Here is a 19,546-nt window from a genome sequence, read left to right as displayed (position 1 = left end):
GCACCCGGTGAATGGTAACCTTCATCACCCTGCCGGATTCCATGGTTCCCACGATCAATGGCGGACACCGCATGAAGACACCACAGCAATTAAGCTGAACAGCATGGAAGAAGATTTCGAGAAGGTGCTGGCCGCCGCAGCCCGTGAGGTATACCCCACGGCGGAGATCACCATCACCAAATCCGTTTGCGTTCATGTGCGTGAACAGGGCCGCGAGGAACCCGCCGAGTTCTGGTGCAGCGCCCCCGAGCGCGACAGCCGCGGTCTGCCTTTCGCCGAGCGGGTGCGCATCACCGTCCACCACCTGCAAAAATTCCTCATCGACAACGCAGAGCAGCAGCCAGAGCCTCCGTGGGAGCGGCTCATGCCCCTAGTGCGACCCGTGGGCTTGCTCCAGGATGCTATGGCCCGTGGCGGGGTGGTTGCCCGCCCCCTCGTCTCCCATTGTGCCGAGATCATCGGAGTCGATCATCCGGAGGCGACAAGCCTGCTGAACAGGGCTAGTGCGACCACATGGGATGTCTCCGATGAGCGCCTGTTCGAGGTTGCCAGGAAAAACCTGCTCCGCTCCGGGATGATGACCCGGGTGATGCCCATAGGTGCGACTGGACAAGGCGGGTTATTCTTCGTATCACCGTACGGCTACCAACCCTCCTGGTTAGTTTTCCCTCGCACCTTCGCCAAACCGATCCGCACCGTCGCAAACCGTCTCCGGGTCCGCTCCCGTCAGCTCGTGTTCCCGGTGGAACGTAACGAAATGTTCGTCCTTCCCGAAGCCGACGAGACAGCCATCGAAGCGGCCCTGGAATATGCCCTCGACCATTACCTTGATGACAGACAAGCGATGGCCCCGTTCGCCCTCGTCCACGAGAACGGTTCGCTGGTGCCCTGGCACCAGCCGAGTAACCCACTGGCCCATCGCTCTTGGGTGCAGCGACGACTTTTCGTGCGCAACCAGTACGCGATTCCGGAAGGGCATCCGGATGAACTCACCGCCACGGCTCCTCTCGCCAGCCTGACCGGTGAGGCACTCAACCCGACAGCCACGACCATCACCTCCGATGACATCCGGGCAGGAATTCTGTTGCCCGAGGTCGAGTATCTGGATCTGCACACCAACCGGGGTCACGTGGTCGTCGGCTGGCACGCCGCCGTGGATCTCCTAGGCCTGCAGCAGGTGCCATCCCGGATGCCCTCACGATGGTCGGTTGGCACCGATCCTGGTCATCAGAAGGTCTGGGACGAATTGCAGGCCGCCGCCGTCGATCCAGAGATCCTGCAACACCAGTGATCTGCCACACCACTGAGCCACTTTCCGCCCAAAAACTTCAGTCGTCCTCACGGGCGGCAAGGGTAGCCGGGGAATCCGCGAAGTCGCCGATGATCCCTGCTGCGGACTTCGGCCATGCGAAGTAACGGACCAGCATGTTGATCATTGCTGTGATCCGGTTGCGGCCCCCCAGAAGGGTCATCAGGTGAACGGCCACCCACATCGCCCACGCAGCGAAACCGGTGAGCTTGATCCCGTTGGGCAACTGCACCACGGCTGCATTGCGACCGATGGTGGCCATGGTGCCCTTGTCGATGTAGGAGAACTCCTCCAAAGGCAGGGCTTTCTCGGCATTGATGATGTTGCGGGCCACCAGCTGGCCCTGCTGGATAGCCGGCTGGGCAAGCTGGGGAACCGGATTCTCCTCGCACAAGCAGACATCACCGGCGGCATAGACACCGGGCCGACCGATCACCTGCTGGGTGTTGTCGACCAGGACCCGTCCGCCGCGGCCCTGCGGCAGGCCCCAGTCTGACACAGCGCGATGGGCGGCCACGCCAGAAGCCCAGATGACGATGTCGGAATCGAGGGTACCGCCGTCGGCGAGTTCGACGTGATCCGGGAAGACTTCCTTCACCGCTGTGTTCAGCCGCACGTCCACCCCGATGCGCGACAGTTCCCGATGGGTGTAGCGCTGGAGCCGACGGTCGAAGGGGCTAAGCAGCCGGTCGGACATCTCGACGAGCACCACGTGGAAGGTGTCGACGGTGGTCTCGGGGTAGAGCACCGGAAGGGCTTGGGTCTTCATCTCGGCGAGCGCACCGGCGGTCTCCACCCCGGTGGGCCCGCCACCGACGACGACCGCAGTGAACCGTTTGTTGGGGTCGCCTTGAGCGGCCATCAGTTCCAGGCCGGTGAAGATGATGTCGCGCACCTCAAGAGCCTGACCGCGGGTGTAGATGAGCTTGGTGTTCTCGGCCGCCCCCGGGATGCCGAAGTAGTTGGCACCGACACCCGCGGTGATAACCAGCTTGTCGTAGGAAACCGGCTTGCCCCGGGAGACGATGACCTGCTTGTTGTCGAAGTCGATCCCGGTAACCGTCGCCCGACGGAAGCTGGCCAAGTGGGAAGAATCGTTTGAGGCCCAGCGGCGCAGCGAGTAGGTGACGTCGCCGGGGTTCAGCCCGCCGGAAGCCACCTGGTAGAGCAACGGTTGGAAGGTTGTGTAGGCATGACGGTCGATGATGGTGACCTCGTGACCGGTGGCCGTCAGTGCCCTGGCCGCATGCAGCCCTGCGAAGCCTCCACCGATAATGACAACTCGTGACTCGCTCATGGGGCTATTCTCGGCATCACTATCCAGGATGTCATCCCTCTGCGGACCATTTTGGAAACAAGTTTCTTGTAAATTCCTGGGCGGAAGAACACCCTGAACGCCCAGGAAGACCACCCCCGCGAGATAGAAGATCCCCGAGCACCCAATTGGTCCAAACCTCACCCAGCCGGACAGTCCCCGGTATCCACTTCCCAGGTGAGCGAGGGGGCCTGGTCAAGCAGGGTGGCGGTAGCCGCGTCGGTAAGCGCATAACCAGTTTCCGGGTCGCTCAGCGACATAGCGAAGACCGTGCCAATCACATGACCGTCGGTGTCCACCAGCGGGCCACCCGAATTGCCGGGACGAACCGTGCCGCGCACCGCGTAGATCTCCCGGGCCACACCCTCGCCGCCGTAGATGTCCGTGGACTGCTCAACGAGGGTTCCCCGGATTCTGCCAGGGGACAAATGGTAGGGCCCACCCCATGGAAATCCCGCGGCCACGGCATCGGCACCCGCTGCCAATGGCTGGGGTGCGCGGGGAAGCGCGGGGGCGTCGAGTCCGTCGACGGCCAGCACTGCCACGTCGAGATCCGGGTCAAGGGCAACGACTGTGGCCGACAGCGCACCGCCCCCGGTGGCGCGGGCCACCGTAAGGGAGCGGGAACCTGCGACGACATGGGCATTGGTCACCACCCGTCCGGGCGAGACCACCCACCCCGAACCGGTGGAATCGCTGACACAGGCAGGTGAGCGGGTGGCAACCTCGACCACTGAGGCCGCCACGCCCAGCACCTGCGGGTCGTTCACTATGCCCGCATCGGATTCCTCTGTCGGCAAGACAGGGTCAACCCCGCCGAAAACCACCGGCAAGTGGGCGACCAAGTCCTGAACGGTCCGGGTGGCCAACTCGGAGAACTGCTCGGGGATAAACGAGTCAATGGTGGCGTGAATCCGGGAGCCGTCGATGGCCGATTGGACGGTCGGGGTGGCGAAAGGCCGCACCGCGACGATGAAGAACCACGATGCGATCACGACGACGAATACATTGGCGACAGCCCCCAATGCGGCATCAATGCCGCGGGCAGGCTCATCGGAGCCGACTTTATTGTGCAGGATGGCCGCCAGCTTGCTGCCAATACCGACCCCTGCCAGGAACATTGCGGTGAGGGCGATCAGACGGAAACCGCGCTGCCCAGCAAGTTCTGGCAGCAGTTCCAGCAACTTGGGGCCAATCCACAATCCGAACCAGCCACCACCGATGACTCCGGCTACCCCAAGCACCGCAGCCAAGGCTCCACGCCGCCACCCAGACACGCCCCAGACCACCATGACGGCAACCAAAACTAGGTCGAGTACGATGCCGGGAGTCATGATGCAACGTGAGGGTAGGGATCAGACAGTCTGGGCTGCCAAGGCATCCAAGGCCTCGCGAGACTCCTCCATGATCATGTTGAACGTGATCTCGCGAGCGGTCTCCTCGGTGACATCGACTGCCAGGGCGATCTCCGCGAGCAGCGGGGCCGAAGCTTCCTTGAGCAGGTCCTTCTCACCGAGAGACAGCGAACCGCGCTCACGACGACGGACCAAATCACGCACCACGGCGGCCAACTGCAGCGGATCACCGGATGCGATGGATGCGCGGGTCGCCTTATAGCGACGCGACCACTGGGGCTCCTCAGAGACTGTCGGACCAGACAGGACCTCGGCCAAGCGATCAAGTTCCTCGGCCCCGGCAACGGAGCGGATACCGATCTCTTCCGCCTTCGAGATAGGCAGGGAGACGCGCAGTTTGGAGGCCACGACCTCCAGTTCGACGTACTCGACCTCTTTACCTTTCACCGTGCGGGTCAAGACGTTCGCCACCGCGGCAGGGCCGTGATGCGGGTGGATGACTGTCTTACCGACTTGGAACTTCATGAACCGTCCTCGTGCTGTTGTCCGCATGGACCAGCGGGCCACCTTGGTCCGCGACTTGTGACGATGCTAGTTTAGCAGATTGGGGAAATTACGCCTTCTGTGAGACCCCTCTTCGACCCCTTCTGATCACCTTTTGACTAGGCATTTCAAGGCCCTCTGGCAACAATCCGGAGATATTGGCAGCCGATACGTAAATGTATCGCACGGCTTCGGCCGGTCATCCCGAAACTCAGCGCCACATCAGATCATCCGCTCACGCAGTATGCGCGGCTCACCTCTCACGGCCCATCCAGGTGGTCTCTGAGACATCGTCGACGGCGGCCACCGCAGAGATCTCGACCAAGGCGCCGGGCACAACGAGCCCAGCAACGATCGACACCGAGATGGCCGGGGTGACTCCATCGAGGAATTCCGCGGCGACCCGGGCGCAGGAGCGAGCATCAACCTCCGAAACGATCTTGATCTCCATGCTGACCAGGTCGGACACCGCCGCGCCGACCTCCTGCAAGCAGACCACCACATTCTGCAAGCAGACCCGGGTCTGGGCGAGCGCATCGCCGATGATTGCGCCCTCGCGTACCGCATTTTGACCACCGATGAACAGCAACTGGGCACCCGACACCAGCACGGCCTGGGAGTAAACCGGGGAGATGCTCAATGCCTCAGGGTTGATGCGCTGGATCATTTTCCGCCTCGTTTCTGGATGGCGGCCCACTCATCACGCAGGCCGACAGTGCGATGGAAGTACATGGATTTGTCAGGGTCGGGGGCGAAATAGCCGAGCCGCTCAAACTGGACCACCTGGCCGGGAACGGTCTCGGTAAGGGCGGCCTCCATTTGACACCCGGTGAGCAACTCCCGGGAATTGGGGTTGAGATCGTCGAGGGGTTCGCCGGTGGCCTCGCCTGGCAGGGCTGCGGTAAACAATCGGTCGTAAAGGGCGACACTCGCCTCGACGGCATGGGGCGCCGAAACCCAATGCATCGTGGACTTCACCTTGCGCCCATCGGGGGCATTGCCACCACGGGTCTGCGGGTCGTAGGTGGCCAGTACCTCGACGACCTCACCTGACTCGTCGGTAATCGCTTCGGTGGCGGTGATGAAATAGGCGCCGCGCAGCCGTACCTCTCGGCCAACCGACAGCCGGAAGAATTTCGGCGGGGGCTCCAAGGCGAAATCCTCGCGCTCGATCCACAACTCACCGCTGAAGGCCACCTGGCGAGTGCCGTCGTCAGGATTCTCCGGGTTGTTGGCCACCTCGAAGTGCTCCACTTGGCCCGCAGGCCAGTTCGTGATCGTCACCTTGAGCGGGCGCAACACCGCCATCCGGCGCTGAGCCGTGGCGTTGAGGTCACGACGCACATAGGCTTCAAGTTCCTCAATGGCCTGGCGGGAGTTGGTCTTCGAAACCCCCATTGCCCGGCAGAAGGTGCGGATCGCCGAGGCCGGGTAGCCCCGCTTACGCAGCCCGGACAGGGTGGGCATCCGCGGGTCGTCCCATCCGTCAACCACCCCGTCGGCGACGAGTTTGGCCAGCCGACGCTTCGAGGTGACGGTGCAGGTCAACTCCAGGCGCGCGAATTCAATCTGTTTCGGCTTGTCGCCAAGTAGCGGGAGTTGATCAAGGCACCATTGGTAGAGCGGGCGGTGGGAGACAAATTCGAGAGTACACAGCGAATGCGTGACTCCTTCGACGGCATCGGATTGACCGTGCGCCCAGTCGTAGGTGGGGTAGATCACCCAAGCATCGTGGGTGCGGTGGTGGTGACCGCGGCGGATGCGATAGAGCACCGGGTCGCGCAATTGCATGTTCTCGGCATTCATGTCGATCTTCGCGCGCAGTACCCGTGAGCCGTCGGGGAATTCCCCGGCCCGCATGCGACGGAACAGATCAAGGTTCTCGGCTGCGTCGCGGTTCCGGAACGGGGATTCGATGCCGGGTTTGCCGTAACCACCGCGCTGGGCGGAGATGGTCTCCCCATCTTGGTCATCGACATAGGCCTTACCCTCACCGATCAGGTACTCGGCCCACTGGTAGAGCTGCTCGAAGTAGTCGGATGCGTAGAAGATCTCGTTGGGCTGGAAACCGAGCCACTGGATGTCACCGAGGATCGAGTCGACGAATTCGGTGTCCTCGGTGTCGGGATTCGTATCGTCGAACCGCAGATTGCACACCCCGCCGTGGTTGGCTGCGGTATCGAAGTCGACGGTGATCGCCTTGGCGTGGCCGATGTGCAGGTAACCGTTCGGTTCGGGTGGAAACCGGGTCTGAACCCGGCCGGAGTAGGTACCGGCAGCATTGTCAGCGCGCACGATCTCATTGATGAAATCCCCGGCCGAGGACACGGTCTCACTCATGAACAGGATTCTACCGGTGCACAGCGCCCGGGCCGGTGACTGACCGCCGGGGTATCCACGATGACCGAGCACCGCCACAAACCAGGACCTCAACCTCTCCGAGAGCCCAATTCTCCATGCTGACCAGCCGAAATACGCACCCGGCGTAACGGACCCGTGCCCTTCGTCGCCACGCGAACTACTATGGGTGGTCACAGGGAAGGGGGAAATTCATGCGCGGAAAGCAGAATACGGACGGCGATGCGCTGTCAACCATCCCCCCGCATCCGGTGAAACACCCGATCGCCATCGTCTTGCTGTCGATCCTTCTCGTGTCCTCGGTGGTCATGGTGGTATGCGGGGCGGCCTTCTTCGCCCTGGGTATCGCCCCACTGCTGATGCGCATACTGGCTCTGCTCGTCGGGGTGGGGTTGATCGGCTGGTATGGCTGGCTGATGTCGCAAGGGTCGGGTCGGCGCACCCCAGTAGTCACCGACCGCACGACGATGCACGTGGTACCCATCGCAGCCTTCGGGCTGCCGATGGGTTTTGCCCTGTTCGACGTACTCACCGGCCAGGGATCGGGCCCCCACTTCGCCATGCTGGGGGCCGGGACAGTGGGGATGGTCACATCCTGGGTGGTCTTCGTGCGCGACACTGCCCTGCTGGAGGATGCGGCCGAGGTCACGCAACAGCCGGTCGCGGTCCCATCTGCTTCCCAGCAACCCGCGATGATCACCCAGATCAAGGAGCCTGTCTTCTTTGATCCCACCGACACCGATACTGATACCGACACGCACGTCAGCCCGCCCCTACCGCAGTACGCATTCTCCGCCCCGACACCGCAAGCTCCGCTGCCGCCCGCATCCCGGTTTTCCGACGCGCTCCCGGCAGCCCCCAAACCCGGGGCGAGACGCCGGGCCATGGTCGAAGAGCCAGTGGAGGAATTCGCGGAGGTGGCTGCTCCTCGTCGCGCAGCCCGCAGAGCAGCTCCTGAGGACTGAGTTGATGCTGCCGTGACCTCGGCCGCTTTCGACCGGCTCCCTCCCGCCTATCCCCAACGCACCCCGTGGGGCACGTCTGCGTCCCTGCGGGCCTGGCAGCAGGAGGCGTTGGAGCTCTACCATTGCTCGCCCCGTAAGGATTTCCTGGCCGTTGCCACCCCGGGAGCAGGTAAGACCACCTTCGCGCTGCGCGTGGCATCCGAACTTCTGCACTCCCGGACCGTGAAGCGGGTCATCGTCGTGGTGCCCACCGAACACCTGAAGGTCCAGTGGGCCGACGCCGCCGCCCGGGTTGGTATACAACTCGATCCCGGCAATGGGGGACGCCGTCAGGGGAGGTCTAGGCAGTTCCACGGTGTGGCGGTCACCTATGCGGGGGTGGCGGTGAAACCGTGGCACTACGAAGGGTTGTGTTCCAATTACGACACCTTGGTGATCTTCGACGAGATCCACCACGCCGGTGATGCACTGAGCTGGGGGGAGGCTATCGAATCGGCCTTCACCATCGCGACCCGGCGGCTGGCCCTCACCGGCACCCCGTTTCGTTCCGACGAATCACGGATTCCCTTCGTCGCTTACGATGAGCAACCCGACGGTTCCCTAGTCTCCCGCGCCGACTACGTCTACGGCTATGCGGAGGCGCTGCGCGACCATGTGGTGCGCCCAGTGGTATTCATGAACTACGGCGGCCCGATGCGCTGGCGCACCTCCAGCGGCGAGGAGATGGCGGTCAATCTCGGGGAGATCCAGACCAAGGACATCACCTCCCAGGCCTGGCGCACCGCCCTAGATCCGAAGGGCGAATGGATCGCCGCGGTACTGCGAGCCGCCGACCGCCGTCTCACCGAGGTGCGTCGCCACATCCCTGACGCCGGCGGGCTGGTGATCGCCTCGAACCAGGAGTCGGCGCGCGCCTACGCCCGCACCCTGGGGAAGGTCAGCGGGGAATCCCCGGCGGTCGTGCTGAGCGACGATGCCGCGTCCTCGAAACGTATTGAGGAGTTCTCCGCGGGAGACTCGCGATGGATGGTGGCGGTGCGCATGGTCTCGGAAGGGGTCGACGTACCGCGGCTGGCTGTCGGGGTATATGCCACCTCGACATCCACCCCGTTGTTCTTCGCCCAAGCCGTGGGCCGGTTCGTCCGGGTGCGACGGCGTGGCGAACTGGCAACCGTTTTCCTGCCAACGGTGCCGATCATTCTGGCCCATGCCTCGATGCTGGAACGCCAGCGCAACCATGTGCTGGGCAAACCCCGCAGTAACGAAACGGCGGACGTGTGGGAAGAAACCGAGGCCCTGATAGAGCAGGCGAACCGCACCGAGGCGGCCAGTGACGACCTGCTCGGGGCCTACGAGATGGTCAGCTCCGAGGCGAGCTTCGACCATGTTCTCTTCGATTCCCAGGCCTACGGGATGCATGCAGTACCGACCAGCGACGACGAGGCCGACTACCTGGGGCTTCCAGGAATGCTCGACGCCAGCCAGGTGAAACTACTGCTGGCCGAGCGGCAGCGTCGCCAAGTGAAACGCCACGACCGGCAGATGCGACGCGAAAAGGTGCCCCCCACAGAAGCACTGCACCGTCAGATCACCGCCCGCCGCAAGGAACTCAACTCGCTGGTGGCCCAGTATGCGCGAATGAAAGGCATCCCGCACTCCCACGTGCACGCGAATCTGCGCCGGGAATGCGGTGGCCCGGCCCTGGCCCAGTGCACCAGCGACCAGGTGGAGGCCCGGATCGCCGCGATTAAGGCTTGGCTGCGTCGCTGATGCCTGGCCGTGGCGGCCCGGGCTCCCGATGGCCGTAGCCTGACCACAGTCAACGACGGTCCACTGCAGTCAGGACCTGATAAGCACCACCGCATTGTTGCCACCCTTGCAGGTGGTGGCATCGTGCTCTGCCCCGGTGATGTCAACGGTGACGCAGGTCATCTCGTAATCCTTGTGGGTAACCGGGGAGTGAGCCTTCACCACCTGGGTGGAAGCCCGGGGGGAAGCCAGGAAGGCCTTCTCGACGGCCAGGGAAAATTCGCAGCTGGTCTCCGCATTTCCCGCTGCGACAGTGGCGGAACATTCGGTGGCCCCGGGCGGATACTCCATCTCGGCCCCGGAGCTGGCCGATCCACCCGCCGTGGGTTGGGTACCCGCACTGACGCCGGGATTGCTAGCACCATTGGATCCCTTGAGCGCCTTAGATACGGCAGGCACCACCAGAAGCGCTGCGACGAGGGTATTCACCACAAAAAAGATGCCGAAGGTGAACCAGTACCTCTTCGACGACGCACCTGCCTGCTGTGCCCGGTCGTGGCTAATGAAGGCCGGGATCACCCCGAAGATGCCGAACAAAAAGGTGACGATGCCGGTGATCACTGGCGACGGCAGCGAGGGGCCCCGGCCCTGCTCCTCGACGATCGGGATGGGGGGCGCTGGGTCCACCGGGGGGCGCCGAGGGGGAGTCGATGCGGAGGCATCCGATGCTCCAGATGAATGGTCGCTCCAACCGGTCTCGTTGGCCAGGGGCGATGATGCGGTGTTCTGCCACGGCTGGTTGCCCAGATGGGTGGCGACCGCAGGTTTCTGGGGCGGGACGTCTGCAGGAACCGAGCCGACGGACTGCATCACCTGAGTTGGTGCATCATCGGATCCGGCATCTGTCCAGTTCCGGGACGTCGCATTGTTGCCGGAATGGGGAGCGGGAGCGTCAATCGGACCGCTGGTGATCACCACGGTGGGCTCATCTGGGCCGGAGGGCATCTGGATCACCCGGGTGGGTTCATCGTGGCCCCTGTTCTCAAGACGTGCGCCAGATGCAGGTGCAGCATCCGGGCTGGGAGTAGGACTCTGAACGACACCACCGGTGACCGCCGGTCCGGGTCGCATCTGGATGACATGGGTCCGGTCATCGTCCATCCCAGAACGAGCCATCCCGGGGGCGGGCTGGGGGTCCTGGGCGACGGGCGGTGGGGGGGCCGGTTCGGGCTCGGTGCCAAGCTCGGGGTCTGTTTCCGGTTCGTCGAATAGCAGCGTGATGCCGACGTCCTCGGCCTGGTCCAGGGATGCGCCAGGATTGGAGCGCCCTGGTGCCGCGCCGGGTGTCGCCGGTTGCCGGGTGGCACACATGGAGCAGAAGGCCGCCGTCATCGGCAGCATCTTGCCGCACTGGGGGCACTGTTTCCCAGGGCTGGACGTCATGCTCATGGTTCCTCCTGGTCGACGGTCGCGTGCGTGCTGGGGTTCCGTGGCAGGCCTAATCTTGAGGGATGCGCCGAACCATGACAGCAACCGATGCCCTGGCCGAGACCCACCTGCAAGAAACGATAGTTCGTTCTCCAACCTTCGCCACCCAACTCGGTATTTCCTCCGACGCCTATGACGATTTCTCCCCGGCTGGTCTGGCAGCCCGCGCAGACCTAGCTAGAACGACTTTGGCCACGCTGGAAAAGATAGAACCCGTTGACAGCACGGATCGGGTGACGGCTTCTGCTCTATGTGAACGGCTGGGTCTGGAGATCGAGATGCACGAAGCGCATACCGATCTAGCGAGTCTCAACGGGATTGTCTCCGGGTTGCATGCCATCCAGGAGTGCTATGACCTGATGGCCACCGACACCGACGAGGACTGGGCAGTGGTGGCGCGACGACTGCACCGTATCCCGGAGGCCGTCGACGGGTGGTTCGCCTCGCAACTGGCCGCCGTCGAGTACGGTATCCGCCCCGCGGCGCGGCAGGTAACGACCCTCGTCGAACAAGTGGCCGGGTGGATCGCCCCGGATGGCTATTTCGACAGATTCATCGCCTCGGCTGGTGACCGGCCGAAGGGGCTGGCCGAGGATCTGGCCAGTGGTTTGGCGAGCGCTCGGCAGGGGTTCCGCAGTGCTGTGGACCGGTTGCGCGGCGAGTTGGGGCCGCTGGCCACTGAGGTTGACGGGGTCGGGCGGGAACGTTATCTGTTGGCCTCACGAGAGTTCCTGGGCACGACGATCAACATCGACGAGACCTACGAGTGGGGGCTCGCCGAGGTGGCCAAGGTGCAAGCCGAGCAACGCACAACGGCCGGGAAGATCGTCGCGGGCGGCAGCGTCGCCGATGCGATGGCCGCCCTGGACGCCGATCCCCGCTACCGGCTGAATTCGACCGCTGAGTTACAGCGGTGGATGCAGACCCGGGCCGACGAGGCCATCGCCCGGCTGGTTGATGGCGGACATTTCGTCATTCCCGAGCAGTTGCGGCGCATCGACTGCCGGATCGCGGACACCACTTCGGGCGGCATCTACTACACCTCACCGTCCGAGGACTTCTCCCGACCGGGCACCATGTGGTGGTCGGTTCCGCTGGGGGTCACGTCGTTCACCACCTGGCGGGAACTGACCACGGTGTACCACGAGGGGGCACCCGGCCACCATCTGCAGCATGCCTTCGCGATGGCGAACCAGGATCTCAACCGGTGGCGGCAAAACGGTGTGTGGGTATCGGGACATGGGGAAGGCTGGGCGCTGTATGCGGAGCGGCTGATGGCCGAGCTCGGTTTCCTCGATGATCCCGGGATGTACATGGGCTTATTGGATTCCCAGGCGCTGCGGGCGACCCGCGTGGTGCTGGACATCGGCGTGCACTGCGGGCTTCCTGCTCCCGGCGAGGTGGGTGGCGGCGCGTGGACCTTCGAGAAGGCGTGGGAGTATTTCAATTCCCACGTGTCGATGCCCGAGGCCAATGCCCGCTTCGAGGTGTTGCGCTATTTCGGTTGGCCGGGTCAGGCACCCAGCTACCGGATTGGCGAACAGCGCTGGCTTGATCTCCGGGAGCAGGCCCGGGCAGCAGCCGGGGATGGTTTCGACCTGACCGAGTTCCATTCCAGAGCCCTGTCACTGGGTGCGCTGGGGCTGGACACCCTGACCGAAGCGGTTCTCGAGCAGCCAAGACGGTGAGAGCCGGGGTCGCAGAGCTAGGCCACCAGCTTCTGACCAGCGGATGAATGATTGAACCGATACCTTATGGGCAGACGACTCCAGATCATACACAAAGGGGCTCCTATGATTTTTGAACTCATAGACGGCAAAGGAACTAACAACATCCGAATTGGAATAAACAGAACCAAGCTTCAAGCCATTCTCGGGCCTGGCGAAGAGTTCCGCAGAACCCCAGATGCCCCTCTGTCTGAAGATTTCAATGGTTTCATGGCGACCTACGGTTCAAACGATAAACTGATAATGATGGAATTCTGCGAGCCAGCTATCCCCATGCTCTCAGGAATACCACTTCTTGGCGCGCCGCTTGCATCTGTTATCAATGAGATACAGACACGGCTTGGACTCAAAGTCACTCACGATGCAGAAGGAGCTTTCATCGATGAATTAGGCTTAGGTCTTTGGTCGCCTGATGGACCAACAGGAAACGTCGAAGGCGTCCAGTTGGGGGATGCATGAACCGGCTTCTATGGACCCGGCGAGGAATCCATGGCCTTCAGCCAAGCTGACAGGTGAATGAGAACGCACCAGAACGCCACACTAGCAACGGTCACGATCAGGCATTTGACAAGGCATTATACCACTAGATCCTCATGCAGAATTGTGACAGTACCTCGCAGGGGGTGAGAGATCGGGGCGGCATTCCAAACCGATGCGTGATGCTGCACCCGGCAGGATCAATACCGCGGATAACCGTGCCCGGTCACCGCACAGGTTCCCAGCCAACCTCACCATTGTCGGTGGCCAGACCTGCGTCGCACAAAGTAGCGACGATCGCGTCGGCGGTGTACTGGCGGGGGGTGCGCCCGTCGGGCAGGATCGTGGTCGCCGAATAGTAGCCATGGTCGCCAATATGGGTCAGCGATCCCATCGAGATGATCTCCAGGCGGCCATCGCCCAGGGCCTGGTTCCACGGGGAATGACGAAACAACGGCCAGCGGCGCACTGCGAGGGTCGCACCGATGGCCTCCACCGCATCGTGGTCGCCGCGCAGGTGCCAGATGTGTTCTGCCCGGCCAAGGCCGGGATCGGCAGAAATGATGCCGGCCATCGACATGATGCGCACCTGCGTGCCCGCACCTCCCAGATGCCTGGCCACCCCGGCAGCCACCTGCGCACCGCCGCTCCACCCCAGCAAGGTGATCGGACGACGGTTCTCGGGCACATATCCGGCCCTGACGAGCGCTTCTGCCACCCTGCGGGCGATGGTGCGGTTGTATCTGGTTACCCGGCGGTCTGCGCTGACGAACAGCTGGAAGCCGTTGCGGACATTGATGAGCGCGGCCAGGTAACGCAGCCGGTTCTTTTCGAATTTCCATCTGGTTGCCGCCGCCCAGAACCTCGAACCTCGCCGCCTACGGATCAGCGATGGGGTGCGCACCGCATAGGGACATACCTGCCACACCACCTTGGTGCCCCCAAGTCGCTTGGTGAGATGTTCCACCATGGGAATTTCCACCACAGGCAGTTGCTCGGGGGTAGACATGCCGATCCCGGACAGGTAGACGAGGTAGTGAGGCTGTTCTTCAGGGAGTTCATCGGGCACCAGCGCCGGGATATCCGCGGCAGCGCAGGCCTCCTCAAAACCGGGCCATTCGATGATCTGCTCGTCGACGGGGAACGCTCTGCCCGACCCACCGGCCGCATCACTCACCCGATCATGATCTCACGATCACGCCATGAGCACTGCGACGGTTCACCGACGGATAGGCCACCAGTAACGCACGCACCACACCAGGAGAAGCAGGCCCATCCAGACGATCGCCGGGGTGATATCGCCCTGCAGCCAGTGCCCGGCCGAGGCCGCGGAGATCTCATCAATCGGCAGGAAATCCCGGCCCCGCGCCCACGTACGGGTGAGCAGGGGCGCGAACCATACGAAGCACAGGATCACCGACGCCCCCACCACCGCATTGCGCGCCAGATCAGCGAGCATGGCGGCACAGGCCGTCAGGCAACCGAGTAGCACGAACACCGGCAGCAGTTCACCCTTGATGCCCAGGTGCAGGGCGACGGATAATCCCGCCGTACTCACCACCGCCCCCAGCATCGCCACCACGACCAGACGCACCGCATCCGCGCACAGCCTCGTCCATACCCCGGGAACAGCGAGCTGGATGGTCCGGTGCTGGTCACCGCGGTATTCCCCGGCCGCAACGACCGCAGCCCAGCACACCGGAGCCGCCATGACAAGTGGCAACACCGTGGATAGCACCTGGGACACCGAGATCTCGGGAGTTGCCCGTCTCACCACCGTCGCTAGGCCAGCACCCAGCAGGGGGCAGGCCATCAGCACCCACCAGTTCAGCTGAATCGTCGTCGCCCGGCGCAGCCCGGAAACAGTCGCGTTGATCACACCGGCCTCCTGCGCTCAAGCACCCATGCGACCGCCATCACAACCACCAGCCAGCCAGCTGCCACCAGCCCCGATACCACTTTCGTGGGCTGATGGGGGTCATCCATGCGCGCGACCACCAGGCCAATGAGACTGGTATCCGGCAGATACCAAGCCGCTGCGGTCAACCGGGTGAGCAGAAAGCCCGGCGAGAACAAAGTATTGTTGACCACCAGATACACCATGGGCACCAGGCCACTGCGCAGCACCGTCGTCACCGACGCACCGAGCAGCCCGGTAGCAATCATGTACCAACATCCCGCCAGCATCCCCGCGATACGCTCCCGGTCCCAGCCGATCCCGGCAGGTTCCAGTATCCACAAGGCCACTGCGGTGCTGAGCAGGTTCGTCGTCACCGCGACCGGCACCATGAGCAGCAAGGCGACGAGCATCTTGGCCGCCAATCCCGGCCCACGGCGGGGAATAGCCAATGCCGTCGTGACCCGTTCATATCCCCCTCCCTGGTCGACGGACAGTTCCCGGTACTCGCTGGAAACCAGCATCACCCCGACCGCAGCCAAGGCAGCCGCCGCAAGTAGCGATTCAGTGACCCCGATCTGCGCCAGGTCCTGCGTCGTCCAACCGTCGGTGCCTGTCTGCCAGCCGCGCAAAGCGGCACGAGCGTTGAACCAGGTGAGCAGGGCGGGGATGACGGCACCGGCGATCAGGGTGTGTCGTACCCCGGCCAGAGTCACAGCCTTGAGTATCTCGGCACGAAGAACTCCCATCATCGCCCCTCCTCGGTTGTGAGGGCGAAGAATGCCTCCTCAAGGCCCCCATGACCGGCGACCACCTCGGACACTGTGCCGCTGGCCCTGACCCGGCCACCGGAGATCACGACGAGGTCGTCGGCGACGGTCGCGAGTTCGGCCATCACATGGCTGGATAGCAGGACGGTTCCCCCGTCGTCGGCCCGGCGGCGCACGAGGGTGCGAATCCACCGGATGCCTTCCGGGTCCAGGCCGTTGATCGGTTCATCAAGGACGAGCACCTCGGGATCACCAAGCAGGGCGGTGGCGATGCCCAGGCGCTGCGCCATGCCCAAAGAAAAGGTCCGCACCCTGGCCTTCGCAGCGTGGGCAAGCCCCACCTGTTCGAGTACCTCATGCACCCGCGCCCGCCCATAACCGTGGCTGGCGGCCACCCACCCAAGATGGTCGACTGCCCGTCGCGACGGATGGGCGCCTGCGCCACCGAGGCTGGCCCCGATGTGATCGAGAGGACGGCCGAAATCCCGGTATCGTCGCTTGCTGATGGTCGCTTCACCGCTCGTTGGAGTCTGCAAGCCGAGCAGCACCCGCAGGGTCGATGATTTGCCCGCACCGTTGGGTCCGACGAACCCGGTGACCCTCCTAGGTGCAGCCCGGAAACTCACGTGGTCCAAAATTGTGCGGCCCCGAAGTGTCCAGGTCAGTTGGTCGATGTCAATCATTGGTCCACGCTCTCGCGAGCGAGCCCTAGCGCGCATCGGATTTCCGGCCTCGGCCCCTGGTCCGATCTGTCAGCCGGACGACTTGCCTAGACTCAGCCGCGTGCAGCTTCCCGAGGACGGTTTCTGGGCCCGATGGCGGTGGGCGGTCGTCGCCGCATGCGGGTTAGCCTTCCTGCTCACGATGCTCTCAGTGGGTTTCGCTCAGCCCACGACTATCGTCCCACTGGTGTCGATCACGCTGCTCGGTCTGCTGGCAGCCCTGATCATCCACACGGCTAACCAGCAGCGGCAGGCCTACCGTGCCGCGCTGCATGACTGGAGTGTGCGACAGGCGGTGCAAGCAGACCGGTTGCGGATCGCCACCGAACTGCACGACGTGATCTCCCACGGTCTGGGCGCGATCACCATCCGGGCGCGAGCCGGGCGATTGCCCTCGCCATCGCGGCCAGGTGCTGCGGTGGAGGCACTGGGCGACGTCGAGGCCCTGGCCCGGGCGGCCACCGACGACCTGCGACATCTGCTGAGGCTGCTGCGTGATGAATCCCAGCCCGCGCCACTGTTGCCCGCCCCCGGGGTGGTCACCCTGCCGCAACTCGTCGAGGAGGCCCGCCAAGGCGGGCTAGAAGTCCAGACCAACGGTCTGGAGGTGCACGGGCTGAGTCCCGGTCAAGAGCTGACCGTCCATCACATCGTACGCGAGGGACTGGCGAATTCGGCCCGCCACTGCGGGACAACCAGTGTACAAGTCGACCTGGGTTTGGAGACGTCTGAGCTTGTCGTGACCATCACCGACACCGGTCCGGTTCCCGGCTGGGAAGCTACCCCGGGCTCAGGTCACGGGCTGGAGTTGCTGCGGATGCGCGTTGAATCCTTGGGCGGAGTCCTTGATTTCACCCGGCAGGGCACCGGTCATCGGTTGCGTGCGGTGCTGCCCAGGAGCATCAATGACTGAGCCGGTGCGGGTCGTCGTCGCCGATGACCAGGTCCTGTTGCGGCATAGCCTGGTGGCCCTGCTGGAGTCGACCGGGCAGGTCACCGTCGTGGCCGAGGTCGGTGATGGGGCCACCGCCGTGGCCGAGGTTCGTCGTACCCACCCCGACGTAGCCCTGCTCGACATCCGCATGCCAGAAACCGACGGAATCGCCGCGACGCGGATGATCTGCTGCGACCCGGACCTCGCCGATGTGCGGGTGTGCATCCTCACCATGTTCGAGCTCGACGACTATCTGTTCGGTGCGTTGCGGGCGGGGGCCTGCGGATTCCTACTCAAGGACACGACCCCCGAGGTGCTGATCCGCGCACTGCACACCATCAGGGCTGGTGATCAGGTGCTGTCTCCGTCGTCGCTGCGTCGGGTGATCGCTCGGTGCGTCGATGCACCGTCACGCCATGTCGCAGCGCCCGAGGCATTGACACCGCGTGAGGTGGAAGTGCTGCAGGCGATCGGCGGCGGGTTATCCAATGCTGAGATACAAGCCACATTGTTCATCAGCCGGGGCACCCTCAAAACCCATATCGGTCATCTGCTGATGAAACTCGGGGCCCGCGACCGGGCCCAGCTGGTGATTGCGGCCTACGAACACGGGTTGGTGGATTGATATGCAGACGTTTCCTATCGGGTGACGGGGTCAGTCTGAGCGGGGTCGGTCTGGGAATCGGGATCAGCCTGCGGAACCACCCGCAAGCCGCGCAGGGGCGTGACCACCACCCACAGCGCTGCCACCGCAACCCAGCAAGCGGAAACCACCAGGGCAGCACCCGTCCCTGCGACCTCCCCGACGGCCCCACCGATCAGCGAACCCAGTGGCATGACTCCCCATTCAGCAAACCGCAGGGTGCCCAGGATGCGTCCCCTCATCTCCTCGGGGGCCAGCGACTGACGCAACCCGGCGGCCAGTGACTGCTGGGCGAGCAGCCCAGCACCTGCCAGTGCCGCGCCCACGTGAACAAGGAGCACCCCGGGTGCCGCGATGCGACCGGCCAGGGCGAAGACGACCAGCCCGAGGCCACCAAGCAGCGGGCCGACCATGAGGCAACGCCCCACCATTGCCCGGGCTGCCAGCTGGGAAGCAGCCAGCGCGCCGAGGGCCGCGCATACCGCGAAGGTGAAAAAGACAAGCCCGATTCCCAGGGAGCCCAGACCGACGACATTGGACAGGTCATGGATGAGAACGGCGAATGCAGCATTCATGCCGATGGATACGAAGGCCCCCGCACCTGCGAGACCTACCAGTCGGCGATCCCGCAACACCGCCACCAAGCCCTGCTTGATCTCGGCTCCGGGGCTGGTCCCTGATTCCTTGGGCTCAGGTTCACGCCCGGCACAGCGTCGTACCATGACCAGCGATCCTGCCGACAACAGATAGGAGAAGGCGTCGACGAGCATCGCCACGGGTGCCCCGACGGTCGCGATGAATACCCCGACGAGCCCCGGGGCCGCTAGTGATGCGATGCCCGTGCTGGTCTGCAATGCCCCATTCGCCCCGACCAGTCGATCCTGCTCAACGAGATCGGGAAGTTGGGCTTGGCAAGCGACGTCGAAGACGATGTTGCCGATGCCGACGGCGAAGGCCACCACACACAGGTGCGCAAAGCTGATCCCGTGAAAGATGAAGACCACCGGGATGGAGACGACGGCTGCCGCCCGCGTCAGATCGGCGATCATCATCAAGGAGCGGCGACGGTGCCGGTCGACTAGCGAACCAACTGCCAGCCCGAACAACAGGTAGGGCAGATTGTCCAACGCACCCAGCAGCCCCATCTCCCCCGGCGAGGCATTGAGGGTGACCACCGCGATCAGGGGCAGAGCCATGAAGGTGACCTGGGAACCGATAGCTGAGACTGCTTGCCCGGCAAGCAACCATCCGAAACTACCTGGGCGTTGCATCTCCCGCCTCCAAACTTACGCTG

General features: G+C 63.8%; 18 protein-coding genes. 7 read left to right on the top strand and 11 right to left on the bottom strand.

Going from position 1 to position 19,546, the window contains the following annotated elements; genetic code table 11:
* Positions 1-103 precede the first annotated feature (103 nt).
* Complete coding sequence (locus HMPREF1531_RS04940; protein WP_016668818.1) at positions 104-1,291, top strand: hypothetical protein; 1,188 nt, start codon at positions 104-106, stop codon at positions 1,289-1,291.
* 37 nt (positions 1,292-1,328) lie between these two features.
* On the opposite strand, the gene HMPREF1531_RS04935 is transcribed toward HMPREF1531_RS04940, so the two are convergent.
* The 5 genes from HMPREF1531_RS04935 to HMPREF1531_RS04915 form a co-directional block, all read right to left on the bottom strand.
* Positions 1,329-2,606, bottom strand: coding sequence for an NAD(P)/FAD-dependent oxidoreductase (locus HMPREF1531_RS04935; protein WP_016668817.1), 1,278 nt, complete (start codon positions 2,604-2,606; stop codon positions 1,329-1,331).
* A gap of 158 nt (positions 2,607-2,764) precedes the next feature.
* Positions 2,765-3,958, bottom strand: a complete 1,194-nt coding sequence (locus HMPREF1531_RS04930; RefSeq protein WP_016668816.1) for a MarP family serine protease — start codon at positions 3,956-3,958, stop codon at positions 2,765-2,767.
* A gap of 21 nt (positions 3,959-3,979) precedes the next feature.
* Complete coding sequence (locus tag HMPREF1531_RS04925; protein ID WP_016668815.1) at positions 3,980-4,504, bottom strand: CarD family transcriptional regulator; 525 nt, start codon at positions 4,502-4,504, stop codon at positions 3,980-3,982.
* Positions 4,505-4,775: 271 nt separating this feature from the next.
* The gene (locus HMPREF1531_RS04920; RefSeq protein ID WP_016668814.1) at positions 4,776-5,189 is read right to left on the bottom strand and encodes a RidA family protein; all 414 of its coding nucleotides are present in this window, start codon (positions 5,187-5,189) and stop codon (positions 4,776-4,778) included.
* Positions 5,186-6,862, bottom strand: a complete 1,677-nt coding sequence (locus HMPREF1531_RS04915) for a glutamine--tRNA ligase/YqeY domain fusion protein (RefSeq protein ID WP_036898387.1) — start codon at positions 6,860-6,862, stop codon at positions 5,186-5,188. The genes HMPREF1531_RS04920 and HMPREF1531_RS04915 overlap by 4 nt, the downstream gene beginning before the upstream one ends.
* A 212-nt stretch (positions 6,863-7,074) precedes the next feature.
* On the opposite strand from HMPREF1531_RS04915, the gene HMPREF1531_RS04910 reads away from it, so the two are divergent.
* Together HMPREF1531_RS04910 and HMPREF1531_RS04905 are read left to right on the top strand one after the other, a co-directional pair.
* The gene (locus tag HMPREF1531_RS04910) at positions 7,075-7,845 is read left to right on the top strand and encodes a hypothetical protein (protein WP_016668812.1); all 771 of its coding nucleotides are present in this window, start codon (positions 7,075-7,077) and stop codon (positions 7,843-7,845) included.
* Positions 7,846-7,857: 12 nt separating this feature from the next.
* Entirely contained in the window at positions 7,858-9,615 is a 1,758-nt protein-coding gene (locus HMPREF1531_RS04905) for a DEAD/DEAH box helicase (RefSeq protein ID WP_016668811.1), read from the top strand.
* A 69-nt stretch (positions 9,616-9,684) separates the two neighbouring features.
* Here the strand turns inward: HMPREF1531_RS04905 and HMPREF1531_RS04900 are convergent, their stop codons facing one another.
* On the bottom strand, positions 9,685-11,043 hold the full coding sequence (locus HMPREF1531_RS04900; protein WP_016668810.1) for a zinc ribbon domain-containing protein: 1,359 nt from the start codon (positions 11,041-11,043) through the stop codon (positions 9,685-9,687).
* A gap of 62 nt (positions 11,044-11,105) precedes the next feature.
* On the opposite strand from HMPREF1531_RS04900, the gene HMPREF1531_RS04895 reads away from it, so the two are divergent.
* Both HMPREF1531_RS04895 and HMPREF1531_RS04890 read left to right on the top strand, forming a co-directional pair.
* Positions 11,106-12,770: a DUF885 domain-containing protein gene (locus HMPREF1531_RS04895; RefSeq protein WP_036897270.1), complete on the top strand. Its 1,665-nt coding sequence runs from the start codon at positions 11,106-11,108 to the stop codon at positions 12,768-12,770.
* Positions 12,771-12,875: 105 nt separating this feature from the next.
* Positions 12,876-13,268, top strand: coding sequence for a hypothetical protein (locus HMPREF1531_RS04890; protein WP_016668808.1), 393 nt, complete (start codon positions 12,876-12,878; stop codon positions 13,266-13,268).
* A gap of 244 nt (positions 13,269-13,512) precedes the next feature.
* Here the strand turns inward: HMPREF1531_RS04890 and HMPREF1531_RS04885 are convergent, their stop codons facing one another.
* Genes HMPREF1531_RS04885 through HMPREF1531_RS04870 form a run of 4 tightly spaced genes read right to left on the bottom strand, consistent with a single transcriptional unit; the run spans position 13,513 to position 16,636 of the window.
* Entirely contained in the window at positions 13,513-14,463 is a 951-nt protein-coding gene (locus HMPREF1531_RS04885) for a hypothetical protein (RefSeq protein WP_016668807.1), read from the bottom strand.
* A gap of 42 nt (positions 14,464-14,505) precedes the next feature.
* On the bottom strand, positions 14,506-15,165 hold the full coding sequence (locus HMPREF1531_RS04880) for a hypothetical protein (RefSeq protein WP_016668806.1): 660 nt from the start codon (positions 15,163-15,165) through the stop codon (positions 14,506-14,508).
* On the bottom strand, positions 15,162-15,935 hold the full coding sequence (locus tag HMPREF1531_RS04875) for a hypothetical protein (RefSeq protein WP_016668805.1): 774 nt from the start codon (positions 15,933-15,935) through the stop codon (positions 15,162-15,164). The genes HMPREF1531_RS04880 and HMPREF1531_RS04875 overlap by 4 nt, the downstream gene beginning before the upstream one ends.
* Complete coding sequence (locus tag HMPREF1531_RS04870; RefSeq protein WP_016668804.1) at positions 15,932-16,636, bottom strand: ABC transporter ATP-binding protein; 705 nt, start codon at positions 16,634-16,636, stop codon at positions 15,932-15,934. Before HMPREF1531_RS04870 ends, HMPREF1531_RS04875 begins: the two co-directional genes overlap by 4 nt.
* 100 nt (positions 16,637-16,736) lie before the next feature.
* Here HMPREF1531_RS04870 and HMPREF1531_RS04865 point away from each other — a divergent pair, with 100 nt between their 5' ends.
* Positions 16,737-17,588, top strand: a complete 852-nt coding sequence (locus HMPREF1531_RS04865; protein ID WP_016668803.1) for a sensor histidine kinase — start codon at positions 16,737-16,739, stop codon at positions 17,586-17,588.
* Positions 17,581-18,234, top strand: coding sequence for a response regulator (locus HMPREF1531_RS04860; protein WP_016668802.1), 654 nt, complete (start codon positions 17,581-17,583; stop codon positions 18,232-18,234). Before HMPREF1531_RS04865 ends, HMPREF1531_RS04860 begins: the two co-directional genes overlap by 8 nt.
* Positions 18,235-18,248: 14 nt before the next feature.
* Here the strand turns inward: HMPREF1531_RS04860 and HMPREF1531_RS04855 are convergent, their stop codons facing one another.
* A complete protein-coding gene (locus tag HMPREF1531_RS04855; RefSeq protein WP_016668801.1) occupies positions 18,249-19,523 on the bottom strand; it encodes an MFS transporter in 1,275 nt (424 codons plus the stop codon).
* Positions 19,524-19,546 lie beyond the last annotated feature (23 nt).

It is taken from the genome of Propionibacterium sp. oral taxon 192 str. F0372 (genome assembly GCF_000413315.1).
Classification (GTDB): Bacteria; Actinomycetota; Actinomycetes; order Propionibacteriales; family Propionibacteriaceae; genus Brooklawnia.
This window is presented reverse-complemented; position numbering and strand designations above follow the sequence as displayed.

Coding starts and splice junctions, on each gene's coding strand:
- HMPREF1531_RS04910 (WP_016668812.1), top strand. CDS start 7,075: ATGCGCGGAAAGCAGAATACGGACGGCGATGCGCTGTCAACCATCCCC.
- HMPREF1531_RS04940 (WP_016668818.1), top strand. CDS start 104: ATGGAAGAAGATTTCGAGAAGGTGCTGGCCGCCGCAGCCCGTGAGGTA.
- HMPREF1531_RS04935 (WP_016668817.1), bottom strand. CDS start 2,606: ATGAGCGAGTCACGAGTTGTCATTATCGGTGGAGGCTTCGCAGGGCTG.
- HMPREF1531_RS04870 (WP_016668804.1), bottom strand. CDS start 16,636: ATGATTGACATCGACCAACTGACCTGGACACTTCGGGGCCGCACAATT.
- HMPREF1531_RS04925 (WP_016668815.1), bottom strand. CDS start 4,504: ATGAAGTTCCAAGTCGGTAAGACAGTCATCCACCCGCATCACGGCCCT.
- HMPREF1531_RS04915 (WP_036898387.1), bottom strand. CDS start 6,862: ATGAGTGAGACCGTGTCCTCGGCCGGGGATTTCATCAATGAGATCGTG.
- HMPREF1531_RS04855 (WP_016668801.1), bottom strand. CDS start 19,523: ATGCAACGCCCAGGTAGTTTCGGATGGTTGCTTGCCGGGCAAGCAGTC.
- HMPREF1531_RS04890 (WP_016668808.1), top strand. CDS start 12,876: ATGATTTTTGAACTCATAGACGGCAAAGGAACTAACAACATCCGAATT.
- HMPREF1531_RS04920 (WP_016668814.1), bottom strand. CDS start 5,189: ATGATCCAGCGCATCAACCCTGAGGCATTGAGCATCTCCCCGGTTTAC.
- HMPREF1531_RS04875 (WP_016668805.1), bottom strand. CDS start 15,935: ATGATGGGAGTTCTTCGTGCCGAGATACTCAAGGCTGTGACTCTGGCC.
- HMPREF1531_RS04895 (WP_036897270.1), top strand. CDS start 11,106: ATGCGCCGAACCATGACAGCAACCGATGCCCTGGCCGAGACCCACCTG.
- HMPREF1531_RS04930 (WP_016668816.1), bottom strand. CDS start 3,958: ATGACTCCCGGCATCGTACTCGACCTAGTTTTGGTTGCCGTCATGGTG.
- HMPREF1531_RS04860 (WP_016668802.1), top strand. CDS start 17,581: ATGACTGAGCCGGTGCGGGTCGTCGTCGCCGATGACCAGGTCCTGTTG.
- HMPREF1531_RS04900 (WP_016668810.1), bottom strand. CDS start 11,043: ATGAGCATGACGTCCAGCCCTGGGAAACAGTGCCCCCAGTGCGGCAAG.